This is a genomic window from Spongiibacter tropicus DSM 19543, assembly GCF_000420325.1.
Lineage (GTDB): Bacteria > Pseudomonadota > Gammaproteobacteria > Pseudomonadales > Spongiibacteraceae > Spongiibacter > Spongiibacter tropicus.
In genome coordinates, this window is record NZ_ATUS01000001.1 from 446,116 (window position 1) to 461,697 (window position 15,582).

Consider the following 15,582-nt stretch of genomic DNA (forward strand, 5'->3'; position numbering starts at 1 on the left):
CCTCTTTGCGGGGCAGCACTATTTATTTGATCAAAAAACAGCCAGACACAACAAAATGGCAGAATTCCAAAGGCAATGCAAACCGCAACACTCTGCTACTCAGCAGCGGGAAAACGGTTCTTAGCGGCAATCCATTGGGACATATAGCGGTGGCTGCGCAGGCTGTGGTGACGCAGCATGGCGCCGATGAAATTGGCCTTTCTGCCGGCATCACGCTCGACCGAAAGCGTACTTAAACGCTCTCTAAGCTGCCGTAAATGGGATTGTCGATCAAAGCGCGTCAGCAGCGCATCACCGCGCTGCTGGGCCTGCTGCCAAGCAGTAGCGTCTCGATACAGGGCGACGCAGGCGTCAACAAACGCCTCCGGCGTATCGGCAAGGTAACCGCCCCAGGTCTCTGAGTTCCCCATCCCCTCCGCACCCACCGCAGAGGTCACCGAGGGCGTCCCGCACTCCATCGCCTCCAGCAGCTTACCTTTCTGTCCTGCGCCAAAGCGCAGCGGCGCCAGGCAGAGTTTGGCGTCTCGCATCACTGCTCTGGCATCGGGCGCCCAGCCCTTAATCAGAAACCCCAGCTTGTCATTGTGTAGTTGCATCGCTTTGGGCGGTGGGTAAGCGCCGTAGACATGGCATTCCGCCTCCGGCAGGCGCTTGCGCAGCGCGGGCCAGATTTCCCGCCGCAGATACTGCAGGGCATCCCAATTGGGCGCGTGGCGGTAATTGCCAATACACAGACAGTGCTGACGCTCGTCAAAGTCCGAGGCGGGCTGACGCCCCTCGCTGAGCAAAGGGTAGTAATGAAGCAGCGACGCCGACACGCCGTAGTGCTGTTGCAGCAGTGTCATTTCGTAGTCGGAAATGATCAGGCTCAGATCACTGCGCCAGATCGCCGCCAGTTCCCGCTGCGCCAGCTCGCTGTGCAGCTCCGGTTCGCCGCCGCGCTTGATGGCCTGCTGGCGGGCTTCACGCAGGCTGTGTAAATCCTGAGTATCGAGCACGCGCAACGCTTCTGGACAGACCTCTTCTACCCGCCAGGAAAATTGCTCTTCACTCAGAAAGCGATCAAAGATCACCAGCTCCGGTTGCAGCTTAGCGAGCTGGGCATTGAAGCTGTCGCAGTTCAGGCGAATTTCCAGCTCGTCGATACCCAGTGCAGACAGGTCTGCCCGATGCGGCGACAACTGTGCCGCGCTGGACACCGTCACCTGCCAACCCCAGGCCTGCAGCGCCTGAATCAAATCCATGCTGCGCGACCCCGCCGCCGATGAGCGGGGTTCGGGCCAGACATGGCCGATAAACAAGGCGCGCTTCACTGGGGACATCAATCAAAATCACTGTAGGGAATCGGCGCCTCGGGCGGCGTTTCAATCAACTGCCAGCGCTCATCGAACTGATACTTGAGATACAGGGCGATGTGATTCGGCTCGTAAAAGTCGGCGCGGTGAATATCCGCAGCAACGCCGACAAACCACCGCCGTGTCACGCGTTTTTCAATCGCCGCTTCCAGATAATAACCGGCACCGCCGCCATCACCGTCGCTGCCGCCCAGACGGTACGGAGCATCGGTTTGCGTCCAGGAATGCGACAGCGACGCCCCCAACAGATACGACCAACTGTCAGCCACACGGCCGTAATACCGCACCGGCAGTGACAGCGACAGATACTGTTGCGGGCTGTAGTAGGCGCCATGCCCCAGACTGTATTCGCTCAGGTTCTTGTCATAGCGCAGATGCATCACATTCACGCCGACGCGCAGCGTGCGATCCGGCTCATTCAGCAGTCGGCGATAGACGCCCCCCAGCAAACCCATGCGGGTATTGTCTTCAACATCATCGCCCTTCAACAGGTGATACTGAAGACTGCTCCAGAAGCCGTATTTGCCACCAAGATCGTGACTGAAACCCAGTTTGGCACCACTGAGCATCACGCCGCCCCAGTCGCGGTCGGCGCCCGTTGCCGCCGCTCCAGGTACGGTCATGCCAGCATAAGACAGGGCCGTGCCGGTCTCAGGTCGACGCGACAATGTCGCCCGCCAGCCAAACTGGCCGACATCACCGTTCACCGTCACGCCGCCTACCCAGTCGGCAACCTTGAAACCCAGCGGACTGCTGCCGATATCGGCCTGCCAGTTTGCCGCTTGCCAACCCACACCGATGGCCGTGCCACTGGCCTTTTCAGAAAACGGAATGCGGGTTATTGACGGCGGCACAGCACCATCGCTGTCTAGGTAATCCTCTCTGCCGGAATCGATCGTGACGCGGTCCACTCTGACCAGCAGATGACCGTCGTGGCGGGGCACAGGCCAGCGAAGCTCCACGGGAATCTGCTGCACTCGCGTACCCGAGCGACGGTCATTCAGGTCGAAGCCGACTTTCAGATGCCCTTGACGACGCGCACGGTAGCGGTCGATGCTGCCGAGCACATTGCTGCTCAACCAGTAATCTCGGTCCGCCTGACTATACAGCGCGCGCTGCTCGCGCTTGCTGAGTTGGAGATTGAGTTGCGGCGACCCCGCCGCTTTTTGCAGTGCCGCATACGCAAAGTTTTCCGCTGCCGTCCAGTCGCCACTGGCCTCAGCCTGTTGCATGGCGCTGCGCAGGCTCTGATCCGACACCTCCGGCCGTCGCAACAGCGTCACCAACAGTTGCCGCTGCGCCTGCGGCTGCCCGGCTGTGCCCATCGCCTCGGCCAGCGCCAGCAGTTGGCCGTCAGTCAGCGTCTGCTGATGCGCCATCAAATACGCTGACTGACTGTCGAATTCAGACGGATTATCCAGTTCCGCGCTCAAACGCAGCAAGGCAATGCGCGCATCAAGCTGATGTTCTCCCGGTTGCGCGGCCGCACGCCGATAATGCGACCAGGCCAGCACGGCCTTGCCGCGCTGCTCCTCATGACGCCCCAGCGCCAGCTCATACTCACCGCTCAAGGCGTTCAACGTCTGGCGCTGCTCTGGCGTAAGCGGCTGCCCCAATGCCTGTCGATGCCAGTCTGAAAAGGTCTGAAAATCGTCCAGCGCCAACCAGAGCCGAGCGATTTCCAACTGCCGGTAAAACGGCTGTGTGGCGACGGGCTCCAAGCCTTTAACAATCCGACGCGCGCGCTCAGGCTCACCGAGGTCGATCCAGCGGCCGGCCAGATTCAGCAGCACATCGGGCTGATCGGCAAAGTCCTGCTCCAACTGCCGCAATTGCTGACCGCGCTCGGCATCACTGAGCGTATCGCCACCCGCCAGCGCAAGGCTTCCGCGCCAACGCGCCAAATTGCGCTGCATGGCCGCACTTCGCTTGGCACTCGGTACGGCTTCCAGACGCGCCACCGCAGCATCGATGCGATTTTGGGAGGCCAGATACAAGGCGTAGGAGAATTGCATATCCGGGCTGCGATCATCGTCAGCCCACCGCGCCATCAGGCGGTCGGCGCGCTCCGGCTGCCCCAGTACGCGCAGGCGTGAGGCGATGTCATTGCGCAACCAGGGCGATGACGGCGCCAGCGCCAGTAAACGCTCGATGGCAGCAAGCTGATCATCAACGCGCTCTGCGGCAGCCAACTCGCGCTCCGCTCGGGCGAGTTGCCAATCCTGCCAAGGCTCCGCGACATTTTGTTGCTGAGCCGTGCTCAACTGACGGTAGTAGCGAACTGCCGCCGCGTCACCATCACGTGCTTCAATGACGGAAAACCGCCCCCACAGTGCCGCAGTATTGCCTGGGTCACGACGGAGAACATCATCGTAATAGCGCTCTGCACTGGCCCAGTCACCCTGACGCAGAGACAACTGTGCCAGTGCCAGCCGGGCCTCCTCGGCGTCCGGCTTTAAGGCCAGCGCCTGAAGCAGACTCTGTCTCGCCGCTTCGTAACGGCCGTCGTCCATTTCGGCCTCGCCGCGTCGCAGCGCCTGCCAATACCGGGTCGTCGTGATTAACGACTCCCAGCGGCTCACCTGATCCGGGTCCTTGTTGTAGCGGGCGGCCAGTTGAAAATAGTTGAGCGCCGGAGAGTGCTCTCCACGACGCAGGGCCAGCAAGCCGAGTCCGCCCAGTATTTCCGCATCTTGAGGTCGACCTTTCAGGGCATAGTTCAGGCGTTGTTGGGCCGCCGTATTCCGCTCCTGATCCAGCAAAGCCAAACCCTGAAGTTTTGCTCGGTAATACGGGTCTCGAAGGCGCTGGCGTTCAGCCTGCCAGTCGTCCTGCGCCAGTTCAAAGGCCTGCTGAAATTGCAGCGTGTCGGGGAAGCGCTCTGCCAGCAGGCGCTGATTCTCCACACGCCGGGCAGTAATCGGCTGGCGCTGCATGGCTGACGACCAGCGGTAGGCTGCCTGCAAGGCCATGGACGGGTTGTCCAGCAGCGCCCGCAGCATGGTTTGTCCACGCAGACTGGACACATTGACGGACATCAGCTGGTCGGCCAATGCATATTGCAGCGGGCCATTGTCCGGGTACTGACGATTCAGGCTTTCCAGGCGACGGATGACTTCCGGGCGCCGGCCATCCAACTGCGCCAGAACTCTCAGGTATTCAAGCTCAGTGGAGATCAGTGCGAAACCATTGGGAAACAACTCGGCATAATGCCGCAGCGCTTCGCGAGAGCGCCCTGCCAGCGCCATCACCCTCGCCTGCTGGAGCGCGCCGCGCTTGCGGGTTTGGGCAGTAATCAAATCATCGAGTTGCACGACCAGCGGCGATTCGCCCTCCTGACGCTGCAAATGTGCGAGTGCGGCCCGCGCAACATCCTCGCGGTTTTCGCGCAGCGCGAGCCAGATTTCATACACGGGCAGCAATGTCGATTCGGGCGCCAGCGCCCGGAAGCGCTTGAGACGGTTGGCCAGCAGATCTTCCCGCTCCAGCAATTCAGCTTCCAGCAACTGCGCCCGAAAGCGCGCTGTCAGGCCCTCGTCCAGGCGCTCCGCTTTCGGCGCCAGCTCTCGCTCCCCCAGCTCGATGGCATAGTCATTTTTCATTGTTGACGGCAGCGGCCGCAGCGTTTGCCAGATCAGCAAGGCCACAACAACCAGCAGGCTCCCCCACAGCAGCCGCCTCATGAACAGACTCCCGTTAGCTGACCCTGTGCGTCAAACCGGTAGCGCCCCTGCCACCAGCCGAGGCCAAACAGACTGAGAACCTGACTGTAATAGGCCTGTCTCCCCTTGCTCTCGCTCTGTGCCTGAACGACGTCCGCAGCAAATCGCGACGCGGCGAGTTCCTGCTCCGCCATTTTGAGCAGTGGCAGCATGGCCGCTTTAAACCCGAAGGGGCCCCGGCCCCGATACTCACCGGACACCGCATTCCAGCGTTCAGGCACCGCATTTTGTGCCAGCACAGCATCGATCATCGGTGTATAGCCTGCCAGCAGCGCATCGCGTCCCTCAGCGTCGGCATGCATCATGCCCAACCACAGGTAAACGCGAATCGCATCGTAACTCCCTTGGCTGCCGTGTTTGGGGTCGGGCAGAATTTGACCGTCACGCCAGCGCAGCCAGTCCGGAGCAAAGCCCTTGGGCGACGCGGCCAGCAACCACCGCTGACTGCTCGCTGCCATGGCGGGCCAAGCTGAGTGGGGGTAATTGTGCGCAAAAGACTGAAGCAATTGCGGGGGCACATAGCTGGGATTGAGCCGGTAGTCGCCATCCGCCAGAACAAAGCCTTCCGGCCCGGGCAACAGGAGACGGTCATGCTCGGCTACCACACGGCTCTCGTCGGCCACTATGCGTTTTGCCAGCCAGTAGGCTTTGCTGCGGTAGCGGTGTTCACGCCAAAGTCGTCCCGCCTCATTCAAGGCATACACCATCCACAGATCGGCATCCGATGCCGCATTTTGATCGAGCACCCGCCAGCCGCCGTCGGCATCTTGCCCCCACAGCCAGGCGGGCAAATGACGGCTGAGATCCCCGGCCGCCAAATGGGTCTCCGTCCAGTTCAGTAACTGATCAAACCGGGCGCGATCACCGGCTATCAGCGCAAAGAACAAACCATAGGCCTGACCTTCCGAGGTGGTGATCTGCCGGGGATCACTGCCATCTACGACACGCCCCTTGTCGATGTACTGCGCGGCAAAGGTCTCCCACTGCGGCCAGCGGCAATCGTCGGCTTGCGCTGACACCGCTCCGAGCAAAAAGACACCAAAGACGAGCAGTCGCCTCACGGCCCCTCCCGGTACAGGCGACGGCGCGCAACGCCACTGAGAATTCGCCACAGCACAACGGCCAGCATCAGGCAGATGACCGCGCTGATCAGCCCGAGGATGACGGGATGGCGGGAGAAGTGGAACCAGATCAGGTCCCATACCCGCAGCTTGCCCACAAAATACTTGTCGCCCACATTAAAGCTGGCTACCTGTTCGCCGCGCACGGTGACTACGGTGCCATACATAAAGGGCACCTTGCCGCTGTCGGCCAGACTGTCACGCAGATCGGCAAAGTCGCCGGGCGCCGAGGCCAAAAGGGATACCACGCTGCGGTCGCGATCAAACGGCGAGCGCATTCCCACCATGGCAGAGAACGGCCCATTTGCCCGCACCTGAACCTGAGACACGCTCTTCGCCAGATCGGGTCCCGAGCCCCCCTCTGGCGCAAACTCGATACGGCGGTTGGAGCGCGGCTGCAACAGGCTGCGATTGGCCTCTTTGATCAGTAGTGGCAACTCATCGTCGGCAATGTCATCCAGACTGGGGTTGGCGGCGATCAACAGCACGTCTTTGTCCTGCAACTGGCTCTTGTCCCAATCACTGAGCAGCGACACGCCCAGTGCGGGGTAGCCCGCGCTGGAACCCGCAAAACCCATCATTTGCAGATACGTTTCCACGACTTGTGCATTCTGCGGCTGCGGCAACAGCACCGCCGTCTCCGACAGGTCTGCCATGCGGGTAAACGGATAGGCGGCATTGCTGAAGGCGCGCAGATTGGGCATTTCTATGTAATGAGGAAAGCCGGTGAAATCCAGCGTCGAGTCCGCATCGACCACCGCATAGCGACGCGCCGGCGGGATGCTCTTGCACTCGCCATTGGCAATACCGGCAAAGTCGAACTCAAACAACAGCTGGTTGCGGCTGCCCACTTTAAATGCGGGAATACGCAGCAACTGGCTGTTACCCAGCAGGCTGTCGTCCAGCAACGGCACACGCAAACTGTTCAACTCGCCCGACACGCCACTGCGCGTCAAGTGATAAGCCTCCACAAACTGGCCGTTGACCAGCATGCTCAACTGCGAGCCATTGTCGTCTTCGATTGGCGGGGAATAGTGATATTGCAAATCCACCGGGATACCGCGGCTGCGCCAAGTGAAGAGGTCCGGCGGTAGCTGGAACGATAAGCTAACCGGCGCCGGAGTACGTCCCGACACCTGCAGTTGAGAGGGATCGTTGACCAACTCGCCGAAACGCACCGGCCGATCCGTCGGCAGCCAGTTGGGCGCATCATAGGGTTTGCGGGGTTTGAGTTGTTTGACGTTGCGGATTTCTGCCACTGAGCCCGACAGCAGCGCGCTGCCAATAGCCAACCCCTTCATGGCCTCAACAAGATCGGCATCGTCGCGCCCCTGTACTAACAGGTATTTCACTTCAGGACGGTCCGGCAGCGCCATCACTTCCAGCGTCGGCCCCTCTACCGGCGGATAATCCTGCAGCGCTTCAGGCCGCTGACTATTGGTCATCAGCACCAGCGCATGCTGCTCCGGCAGTGTATCCGTTACCGGAAAACTCGCGCCTCGCCAGGCTGCCTGGGCACCAAACCACGAGGCACCAATACCCGCCGCCCGCAGACGTTCCAGACTGTTTTCGCCGCTCATGACAACGGGCAGTTCCAACGGACGATAGTCGTTGCCATCGAAAAACGGCGCGGGCAGCAGTGCCAAATCATTCGCCAGCGGCAGTGCCCGGCTGAACAGTCGCAACTCTGTGGACGCCCCCAGCTCACTCCAGATACTGACGTCGTCCGGGCTCCAGCAGTCCTTGTCCAGATGACCGATCAGCTCTACGCGCAGTTGGTTGAAGTCAGATAGATAACGCGGTTGCAGGGGAATCACCGTGTTGCGTTGCAGGCGCGACTCGTCGTCGATAGCCGTCACCCCCATCAATTCGCCATTCAGGTAAACCTTCAGGTGTGACAGTTTGGCCATCAACGCCGGTGACGCAGAATAGTTCAGATGCAACTCAGCGGCCTCGACCAGCTCGTCAAGGCGCGACCCGAAATTCAGCGAGACGCTGCTTTCGCTGCCTCGCAATTTAGCACTGCGTCCATAGCCCAGGTCCTGAAGGCTGTAGCGACTTTCCTCCAGAGGAGGCTGCTCAACATCCACGCCCTGTGCCTGAGCCGGGGAAAAACCGCTCAGCACCAGCAGGGCTGCCAGCGTTTGTAATGGCCGCAAATAAGCGCTTTGGCGTTTCGTCGTCATCCATCTGTCCTTATCGACACAGGCTGGGGGCGCAGACTGACCACCCAGTGAATCATTGAGAGTAATGCATCTAACATGCGGGGAATCGGCTGAGGGGCTGCACGCAGCAGACGGCGATAACCCATCAGGCTCACGTCCATCACGGCACGCATGCTCTCTAACGGTCGGTCAGAACGCATGCTGCGCTTCCAGCGCACCCAGTTATCGGCGCGAGCAAAGGTGCACTGCACGTAATTGATCATGCTGGCGGGCGAACGGTCTCGCAGTTGCAGCCCCAAGGTCTCTCGCCCTTTGTAAACCACCGAAACGGGAAAACTGTATTCGCGCCCAGCGCGATCCAGAACCACGGTGGCGTGGTGACCAATGCCCTCGCAGGCACGGGGAGAAAGTTGCACCCGCAATCCGCTGAGAGAGAAATCCCGCAACCGCGCCTGCAGCACATGGCCATCTTCCAGACGCAGACTGATTGGCAGGGACAGCTCCACGCGATGATCTCGACGCTGCTGCTTGGCCTCAGCGGCAACCGCAACAGCGCCGCCGAGAATCAGCAAATTGTAAAAAGTCCAAGATAGATTGAGCAGCACCGCGCCGGTTTCCTCACCGGCACCACGGAGCAGCCAGCCGATGCCCACCGCCAATCCGATCACATTGGCGACAACCAGCAGTATGTAGGGCCGGGACATCACCCAATCAAAATACTTTTCATAAATCAGCCCGCCTTTGGCCGTGACATTAAAACTGCCCTTATTCGGCGCAAACAGCGCCACTGCTGTCGGCCGGGCGATATACCAGGACAATACCGTTTCGTAGACCTCACCCCAGAACGAGTGCCGGTATCGCCCTTGAATGCGCGCGTTCACCACCGAGGCATACACCATGTGTGGCAGCACATACAGGAACAGCATGGCCGCGGGTGCATAGATGATGTAAGTATGCAGCAATAGAAATGCCAGCGGCGCCACCAGAAAAATCAGGCGCGGAATTCCCGACAGGAAGTGCAGCATGGCATTGAAATAGCACAGCCGCTGCGGCCACTGCAGGCCCTTGCCCTTCAGCGGATTGTCGATACGCAGAATCTGGCTCATACCGCGCGCCCAGCGAATGCGCTGGCCGATATGGGCCGACAAGGTTTCGGTAGCCAGCCCCGCTGCGACCGGTGCGCGCACATACGAGGAACGGTAGCCACGCCGATGCAAGCGCAACGAGGTGTGGGCATCTTCGGTCACCGTCTCGACGGCGATACCGCCGATTTCATCCAAGGGTGCGCGACGGATAATCGCGCAGGAACCACAGAAAAAGGTGCCATTCCAGAGGTCGTTCCCGTTCTGAATCAGACCGTAAAACAGTCCGCCCTCATTGGGGACCTTGCGGAAATTACTCAGGTTACGCTCGAAGGGATCGGGCGAAAAAAAGTGGTGCGGCGTCTGCACCAGCGCCAGCTTTGAATCCTGCAGAAAGCCGCCCATCGCCACCTGCAGAAACGCTCGAGTGGGAATGTGGTCGCAATCAAAAATAGCCACAAACTCGCCGTCTATCTGCTTGAGGGCGTGATTGATATTCCCCGCCTTGGCATGACGGTTGTCAGTACGGGTTATATATTTCACCCCGACGTCACTGGCGAACGCCCGAAAGCTCTCGCGGCGACCATCGTCCAGAATGTAAATATTCAATTTGTCCGCCGGCCAATCCAACCCCAGACAGGCGTAAATGGTTGCCCGAACAACATCCAACTCTTCGTTGTAGGTCGGCACCAGAATATCAACCGTGGGCCACTTCTGGCGGTCCTCAGGCAAGGCGGCCAGCGGACGGTTAAGTGGCCAGATATTCTGAAAATACCCCAGCACCAGTACCACCCAGGCATACAGTTCAGCCAACAGCAGTAGAATACCCAGCGCCAAACCCAGGGGGTCATCGAAATTAAGCGTATTGGTGCAACGCCACCAGATGTAGCGACAGGACGCCAGCAGCGACAGCACAATCATCAGCATGCGGGGAAAGCGTCCCGGCAGACGATTACAGATCAACAAAACGACAAACAGCGACGCGCCCAGTGCAAATTGTCCGGCCAGTTCCAGAGGCACGGTAATACAGAGCAGCGCAAGACAAACGATCAGCAGCGCCTTTAGTCCCTTGGACCGGCCACTGCCGGGCTTTTGCCACGGCGGAACATCCAGCCCCCTGCGCGCCAACTCCTCACTGAATTGCGCGCGATAGGCCGCAATCGCACGCAAGGACAGCCGCCTCATGTTTAAACGCAGCCAGCGCCTCAGCCGGGAAATAGCTCCCCATAGATCGATGTAACCGGGCGCAGCCTGCCGACGAACAAACAGCAACCACCCCACCTGAACCAATGCACGGAGAGGGTCACTCCAGCGCGGCTGTAACAAATCCACTTGCGGAAAAAGGTAACGCGGCAACTGCCAGCTCGGCAGTCCGCCGATGCGATTTTGCAAAAACAGCGCCGACAGCCATAACCAGCTCCACAGCAGGAGCTTGCCCGCCGCGCTGGGTCGACGTCCCGCGCAGTAGGCCTCGTACCGCTCTCGCAACAAGCCTCTCAAACTCACGCTGGGCGCCCTCGCGCCACCGTCAGATAAAATCGCGCCAATGCCTGAAAATCCTTCGTCGCCTGACTGTCTACGGCGGTTTCCAATACGGTGGCGAACAGCGCCTGCGCTTCGGCTACAGCGAGGTCTTCGTGTATGCCGTTGGGCGTCAACGCGGTCGCAAAATCCTGTTTAAGCAGACCGGCAATATCCTGCTCCAGAGGAATATGAGGAGACAGGCGATTGATCAGTAGATGGCTTTTGCTGTCCAGGCTGTCGCCCAACCACGACTCTCCATAGCGCTTCAACATGGCGTAGGCGCCAGCAGATGGCGTTGTCACCCACAGGCGGTTGCTGACTTGGGCCACCTCTGCAAACTGAAACGCAGCCGGACCATCAATCAATACGCAGTCGTAGGCCATATCGCGCAGCGCCGCGAGCATCACCTCGAGTCGTTCAACAATAGCGCTGGCATCTAAGTGGTATTCACGCACTTCCGCCGCCGACAACTCGCCAAAGGGCAGAACTGTCACGCCGTGGTGCGCGGCATAGGCCGCCTCTTGCCAGGGCTTACCGTCAACGCTGGCGCGCGCCCAGCCAGCCTTTTCATCATGACGAATCGCAAAGCTGTAGCGGAGTACATTTGCCGGATTGAGATCCAGTACCAGGCAGCGCATACCCTGCAGCTGCATCGCCGCGGCCAGATTCGCGGTCACGGACGTTACCCCCGCTCCGCCACAGACTCCGGTAATCAGCAGGGTATACAAGGCACTGCCCCCAAGCGATCAGATAACATGTGGAAGTCCTGCACAGTCACTTAACCTGCTTCCGAGGAATTGGCAGCGCCATCGATGTCCGCCAGCAGCGGCCAGCGGGCCAGAACGTCATCCCGTTCGGAAATGCGGCGACTCTCAAAATAGGCGAAGTCATCACCGGCATCCAGCGCGCGAACCACGCGCTGAATATCGCGACTGATCGCCGGCTTTGCGTTCGCGCTTTCGGCAATAGCGTCCTGCTGATTGGGTGGTGACGGCGTTTGCGAAGTCATGCGTCCAATTCTCCTGAAACCGCACCCTTTTCCCCGACATACTGCACATTGAAGTGAGGAATATTCACTAGGAAAAAAGGGGCTTAGCGGGTATTGCTACTACAATGCCATAAAAGTGTGATGCTAGTCATTGATATAACGCATGGGCTATAGTTGACGCCAGTTTACGCGAAACCGTTTCTCTCCAGCCATATCGTCACGGAGCCAATGCGCTGATGCCGACAGCCCCGCCGCAGGAAATCTTACAACGCACCCTGTTGCAGCCTGGCCTCTATTGCGTGCTGGCAAACGAGCGTAAAGATTTTATCGGCACGCTGAATCTGGTTAAAGACAGCCATCACTGTCTGGTCTTTCAGGAAAAGCAGGCCGAGGTGTTTGGCGACCTCTCCGAGGGGGAGTCCGAGCGACTCGACACCCTGTGCAACAGCCGACGACTTGGCAGTTTTTTTGGCGATCGCTCCGCCTTTGAACCGGCCCTGCAGCTACGTAGCCTGTTGCGCGACTGCCGGCGCCTGAAACTGCCAAAAGCATCAGGACTGTGCCTGGTGATCAATGAAACCAGTCTTGGGCACAGTGGTCCTGCCCGGCTGGGGGACATACTCGCGGCATGGCGCCGCTTTTGTGATCAGCGACAATTGCGCCTGCTGCTGCTGATACATGGCTCCTGTCATACCCTGCGTCCCATGTTGCGTTTGCACAGCCGCGTGCTGTCCGGACTTGCCAGTCAAACCCCTGTGGGCGACTACCAATACTCACTGCTGGTGGAACACTGGCAACTCCCCGACGCACTGTTCACCCGTCAGGAATTGTTTCTTGAGCTGGACAAGCACTTTCAAGCCAGACAACTCAGTCGACTGCACCCTCCCCGGCAGCACCTCGAGGCCATGCCCGCCGATGTGGACGTCATTTATACGCTCAAGGGCCTGGGCGAAGAACTGCACAGCCGGGTGGAAACACTTGCGGAATATGGCAGCAACAGCGAACTGGCCGCGCATCTCAACGAGGCGGTCGCAGCAACGGTGGTATTCGGTCTGCGCAGTGCCGGGGAGATCGATGCCCTTGCTGCAATCGTCTACCAACTGCGTTGCGCCCGGGGGGAGCAGCTGAAAATCGTCATCAGAGAGACCCGGCGCTGTCTTCGCTCCGCTGACGAAGGTTACCTGCTGCGCGCGGGCTGCAATCTGCTGATTCCCCACACCTTGCGGGGGCACAATCTGCGCAGCATGATCAGCGCCGTACAGGGACAGGTTTTTCGTCGGCCACTCCCTCCCAGCATGGCCCAGCTTATGGAGAGCCGGCCGGATGCTCAGCACCAGGGCTATGCCGAGCCCAGCACCTTCTCACGTATTGCACGGCGCGCCTTTGACAGCAGCCACTTCAGCGAGCTGCAACACCTGATTGTCGAATTGGAACCGCTCCCCGATCTAGGACTTCAGCAAGCTCTGGGCCTGTGTCGCCTGAGACGGGGCGGCGACCTCCTCACCGTTGCCAACGGCCGTATTCTGCTGTTTTTCTACGCCTGCAACCCCGATGACGTGGATATCGCATTGCGTAACAGCATGGACTTACCGGTCAACGACATCTTTGCCCGACGGCAACTCCATTACGATGCCGCCACGGTGGATGAATTGCTTATTCGCTTGGAGACCACAAAGCCGGAGATCGACAGCCACTACATGGAAACGCTGAACCACAGAATGGCCGCCGCCAGCCCACAACAAAGTATGCCGCGAAGCAACATCCATTTTGCGCAGCGAATCACGCTGAACCGCGGACCGGAGCACTCGGCATGAATCTGGAAGACTTCCTGATTACGCTTGGCGGCGGCTTGCTGGCAGGCGCCTTGGCCGGCTACTTTTTTCGAGAGCTGTTAAGCCGCGGACAACACTGGCTGCTAAGCCGCCTCAAGCCACGATCTCTGAAGCCCTACAAACCCCGTCGTGGCGCGTTACCGGCGCAGGAGTCCCAGTCAAAATGATGGAACGCACCCAAGCCACCGACATCAGTAACGTTAAGTTGCCGGAACTTGCTGCCTGGAATCTCTATTTTCTTGCCAAACTCGGCTTCCACTTTACCGGCAGACTGGATTTCCTGCCGCTGGAGAATCTGGCACTGGCGTTATTTCTTGTCCTGCCGATGTCTGCGCCACTACTCAGGATCGCCAAGCACAGCATTGGCATTGTTGCCGCTGTTTATCTCCTGCAACTTGAGAGCAATTTGCCCCCCATCTCTCGCCTGTTCGCACAACTGGATCAACTGCTGACATTCGATGCAGGCTATCTGTTCGAACTGACCCTGCGGCTGATTCCCCAGGACACTCTGCTGCCATTAGCGGTAGGGCTGGCGATCTACCTCTTTGTGAGTCGCTTCCTGCGGATAAGCTCCTTCGTACTGCTCACCCTGCTCGGGATTACGATCGCCAATATCACGCCCACCGAGGTCGATATTCCGCGCCCCGTTGCAGCAACCTCGCAGATGCCGAGGTCCGCCATCCCCGAATCGACCTCGCTGAGTGGCGATGCCTCACTCAACGCCTACCTGGAAAATTTCTTCAGCAAGGAACAGCAACGTCGCGTTGCCCTTCCTGCAGTGGATCCCGAGCAAGCGGCCTTCGATATCATTTTTCTCAGTGTTTGTTCACTGGGTTGGGACGATCTGGAAGCGGTGAATCAACAACGCCATCCGCTGCTGCAGCGCTTCGATATGGTGTTCGAACAATTTAACTCTGCCACCTCTTACAGCGGCCCGGCCGTTTTGAGACTCAGCCACGCCAGCTGTGGCCAGCTTCCCCATAGTGACCTCTATCAGGAAAGCCCTGCCGAATGTCAGCTGTTTTCCCAGTTGTCGGAACGCGGCTACGAGCATGCGCTGCTGATGAACCACGACGGGCGGTTCGACAGCTTTCTCGAGCGCACCCGCCGATACGGCCATATTCAGTCTGAACTTCTCCCTCACACCGGTGCGCCTCAAAGCCAGAAAGCCTTCAATGGCGACCCGATATACCGGGATCGGGATGTGCTGACCCAGTGGTGGCAACAGCGACAGCTTAGTGGCAGCGAGCGGACCATGGCGCTGTACAACACCATCAGTTTGCACGATGGCAACCGGCTGCTGAGCGACAGCTCACTGCGCGATGAAGCCAGCTACCGTCGGCGCCTGAATATTCTGTTTGAGGATATCGGCGCCTTTATCGATCAGTTGGAAAAGAGCGGCCGCAACGTTGTTGTCGTGATGATTCCTGAGCACGGCGCCGCCCTGCGCGGTGACGCCATGCAAATTTCAGGTATGCGGGAAATCCCCAGTCCTGCTCTGACTCGCGTTCCCACTGCGGTGAAGTTAATCGGACCGGATACCCGGCGCGAGGGCGACACGGTGTATACCGATAAGCCTGTCAGTTTCCTGGCCTTAGCCAGCATCCTCGCCCGAGTTTTTGATGAGCAGTTATTCTCACAAGCCAGTTTCGCCCCCGGCGATTGGCTGTCCGGCATGCCGGAAACCGAGCGGGTATCCCAGAATGAAGGCAGCACCGTCATACAGGTGAAAGGCCAAACCTATTTATCGCTGGATGAGAAAACCTGGAGCGAGTACTGAATCGGTACTCGCT

The 15,582-nt window shown here is 59.4% G+C and carries 10 protein-coding genes; 3 read left to right on the forward strand and 7 right to left on the reverse strand.

From position 1 onward, the window contains the following. Nucleotides 1-95 precede the first annotated feature (95 nt). From G411_RS0102190 to G411_RS0102220, 7 genes are read right to left on the reverse strand one after another with little or no spacing between them, the layout of a single operon-like run. Entirely contained in the window at nt 96-1,322 is a 1,227-nt protein-coding gene (locus tag G411_RS0102190) for a glycosyltransferase (RefSeq protein ID WP_022957533.1), read from the reverse strand. Beyond that, complete coding sequence (locus tag G411_RS0102195) at nt 1,322-5,038, reverse strand: cellulose synthase subunit BcsC-related outer membrane protein (RefSeq protein ID WP_022957534.1); 3,717 nt, start codon at nt 5,036-5,038, stop codon at nt 1,322-1,324. The genes G411_RS0102190 and G411_RS0102195 overlap by 1 nt, the downstream gene beginning before the upstream one ends. After that, nucleotides 5,035-6,138, reverse strand: coding sequence for a cellulose synthase complex periplasmic endoglucanase BcsZ (gene bcsZ, locus G411_RS0102200; protein ID WP_022957535.1), 1,104 nt, complete (start codon nt 6,136-6,138; stop codon nt 5,035-5,037). The genes G411_RS0102195 and bcsZ overlap by 4 nt, the downstream gene beginning before the upstream one ends. After that, complete coding sequence (gene bcsB, locus G411_RS22315) at nt 6,135-8,384, reverse strand: cellulose biosynthesis cyclic di-GMP-binding regulatory protein BcsB (protein WP_022957536.1); 2,250 nt, start codon at nt 8,382-8,384, stop codon at nt 6,135-6,137. The genes bcsZ and bcsB overlap by 4 nt, the downstream gene beginning before the upstream one ends. Then, a complete protein-coding gene (bcsA, locus tag G411_RS0102210; RefSeq protein ID WP_022957537.1) occupies nt 8,381-10,951 on the reverse strand; it encodes a UDP-forming cellulose synthase catalytic subunit in 2,571 nt (856 codons plus the stop codon). Before bcsA ends, bcsB begins: the two co-directional genes overlap by 4 nt. Next, a complete protein-coding gene (gene bcsQ / locus G411_RS0102215) occupies nt 10,948-11,697 on the reverse strand; it encodes a cellulose biosynthesis protein BcsQ (RefSeq protein ID WP_084495207.1) in 750 nt (249 codons plus the stop codon). Before bcsQ ends, bcsA begins: the two co-directional genes overlap by 4 nt. A 50-nt stretch (nt 11,698-11,747) precedes the next feature. After that, the gene (locus G411_RS0102220) at nt 11,748-11,978 is read right to left on the reverse strand and encodes a hypothetical protein (protein WP_022957539.1); all 231 of its coding nucleotides are present in this window, start codon (nt 11,976-11,978) and stop codon (nt 11,748-11,750) included. A 215-nt stretch (nt 11,979-12,193) separates the two neighbouring features. Here G411_RS0102220 and G411_RS0102225 point away from each other — a divergent pair, with 215 nt between their 5' ends. From G411_RS0102225 to bcsG, 3 genes are read left to right on the forward strand one after another with little or no spacing between them, the layout of a single operon-like run. Beyond that, nucleotides 12,194-13,771, forward strand: coding sequence for a BcsE family c-di-GMP-binding protein (locus G411_RS0102225; RefSeq protein WP_022957540.1), 1,578 nt, complete (start codon nt 12,194-12,196; stop codon nt 13,769-13,771). Beyond that, nucleotides 13,768-13,956 carry a hypothetical protein gene (locus tag G411_RS0102230; RefSeq protein WP_022957541.1) on the forward strand — a complete coding sequence of 63 codons (189 nt, stop codon included), beginning with the start codon at nt 13,768-13,770 and terminating at the stop codon, nt 13,954-13,956. Before G411_RS0102225 ends, G411_RS0102230 begins: the two co-directional genes overlap by 4 nt. Then, the gene (gene bcsG / locus G411_RS0102235) at nt 13,953-15,569 is read left to right on the forward strand and encodes a cellulose biosynthesis protein BcsG (protein ID WP_022957542.1); all 1,617 of its coding nucleotides are present in this window, start codon (nt 13,953-13,955) and stop codon (nt 15,567-15,569) included. The genes G411_RS0102230 and bcsG overlap by 4 nt, the downstream gene beginning before the upstream one ends. Nucleotides 15,570-15,582 lie beyond the last annotated feature (13 nt).

Coding starts and splice junctions, on each gene's coding strand:
- G411_RS0102190 (WP_022957533.1), bottom strand. CDS start 1,322: ATGTCCCCAGTGAAGCGCGCCTTGTTTATCGGCCATGTCTGGCCCGAA.
- G411_RS0102195 (WP_022957534.1), bottom strand. CDS start 5,038: ATGAGGCGGCTGCTGTGGGGGAGCCTGCTGGTTGTTGTGGCCTTGCTG.
- bcsB (WP_022957536.1), bottom strand. CDS start 8,384: ATGACGACGAAACGCCAAAGCGCTTATTTGCGGCCATTACAAACGCTG.
- G411_RS0102220 (WP_022957539.1), bottom strand. CDS start 11,978: ATGACTTCGCAAACGCCGTCACCACCCAATCAGCAGGACGCTATTGCC.
- G411_RS0102225 (WP_022957540.1), top strand. CDS start 12,194: ATGCCGACAGCCCCGCCGCAGGAAATCTTACAACGCACCCTGTTGCAG.
- G411_RS0102230 (WP_022957541.1), top strand. CDS start 13,768: ATGAATCTGGAAGACTTCCTGATTACGCTTGGCGGCGGCTTGCTGGCA.
- bcsG (WP_022957542.1), top strand. CDS start 13,953: ATGATGGAACGCACCCAAGCCACCGACATCAGTAACGTTAAGTTGCCG.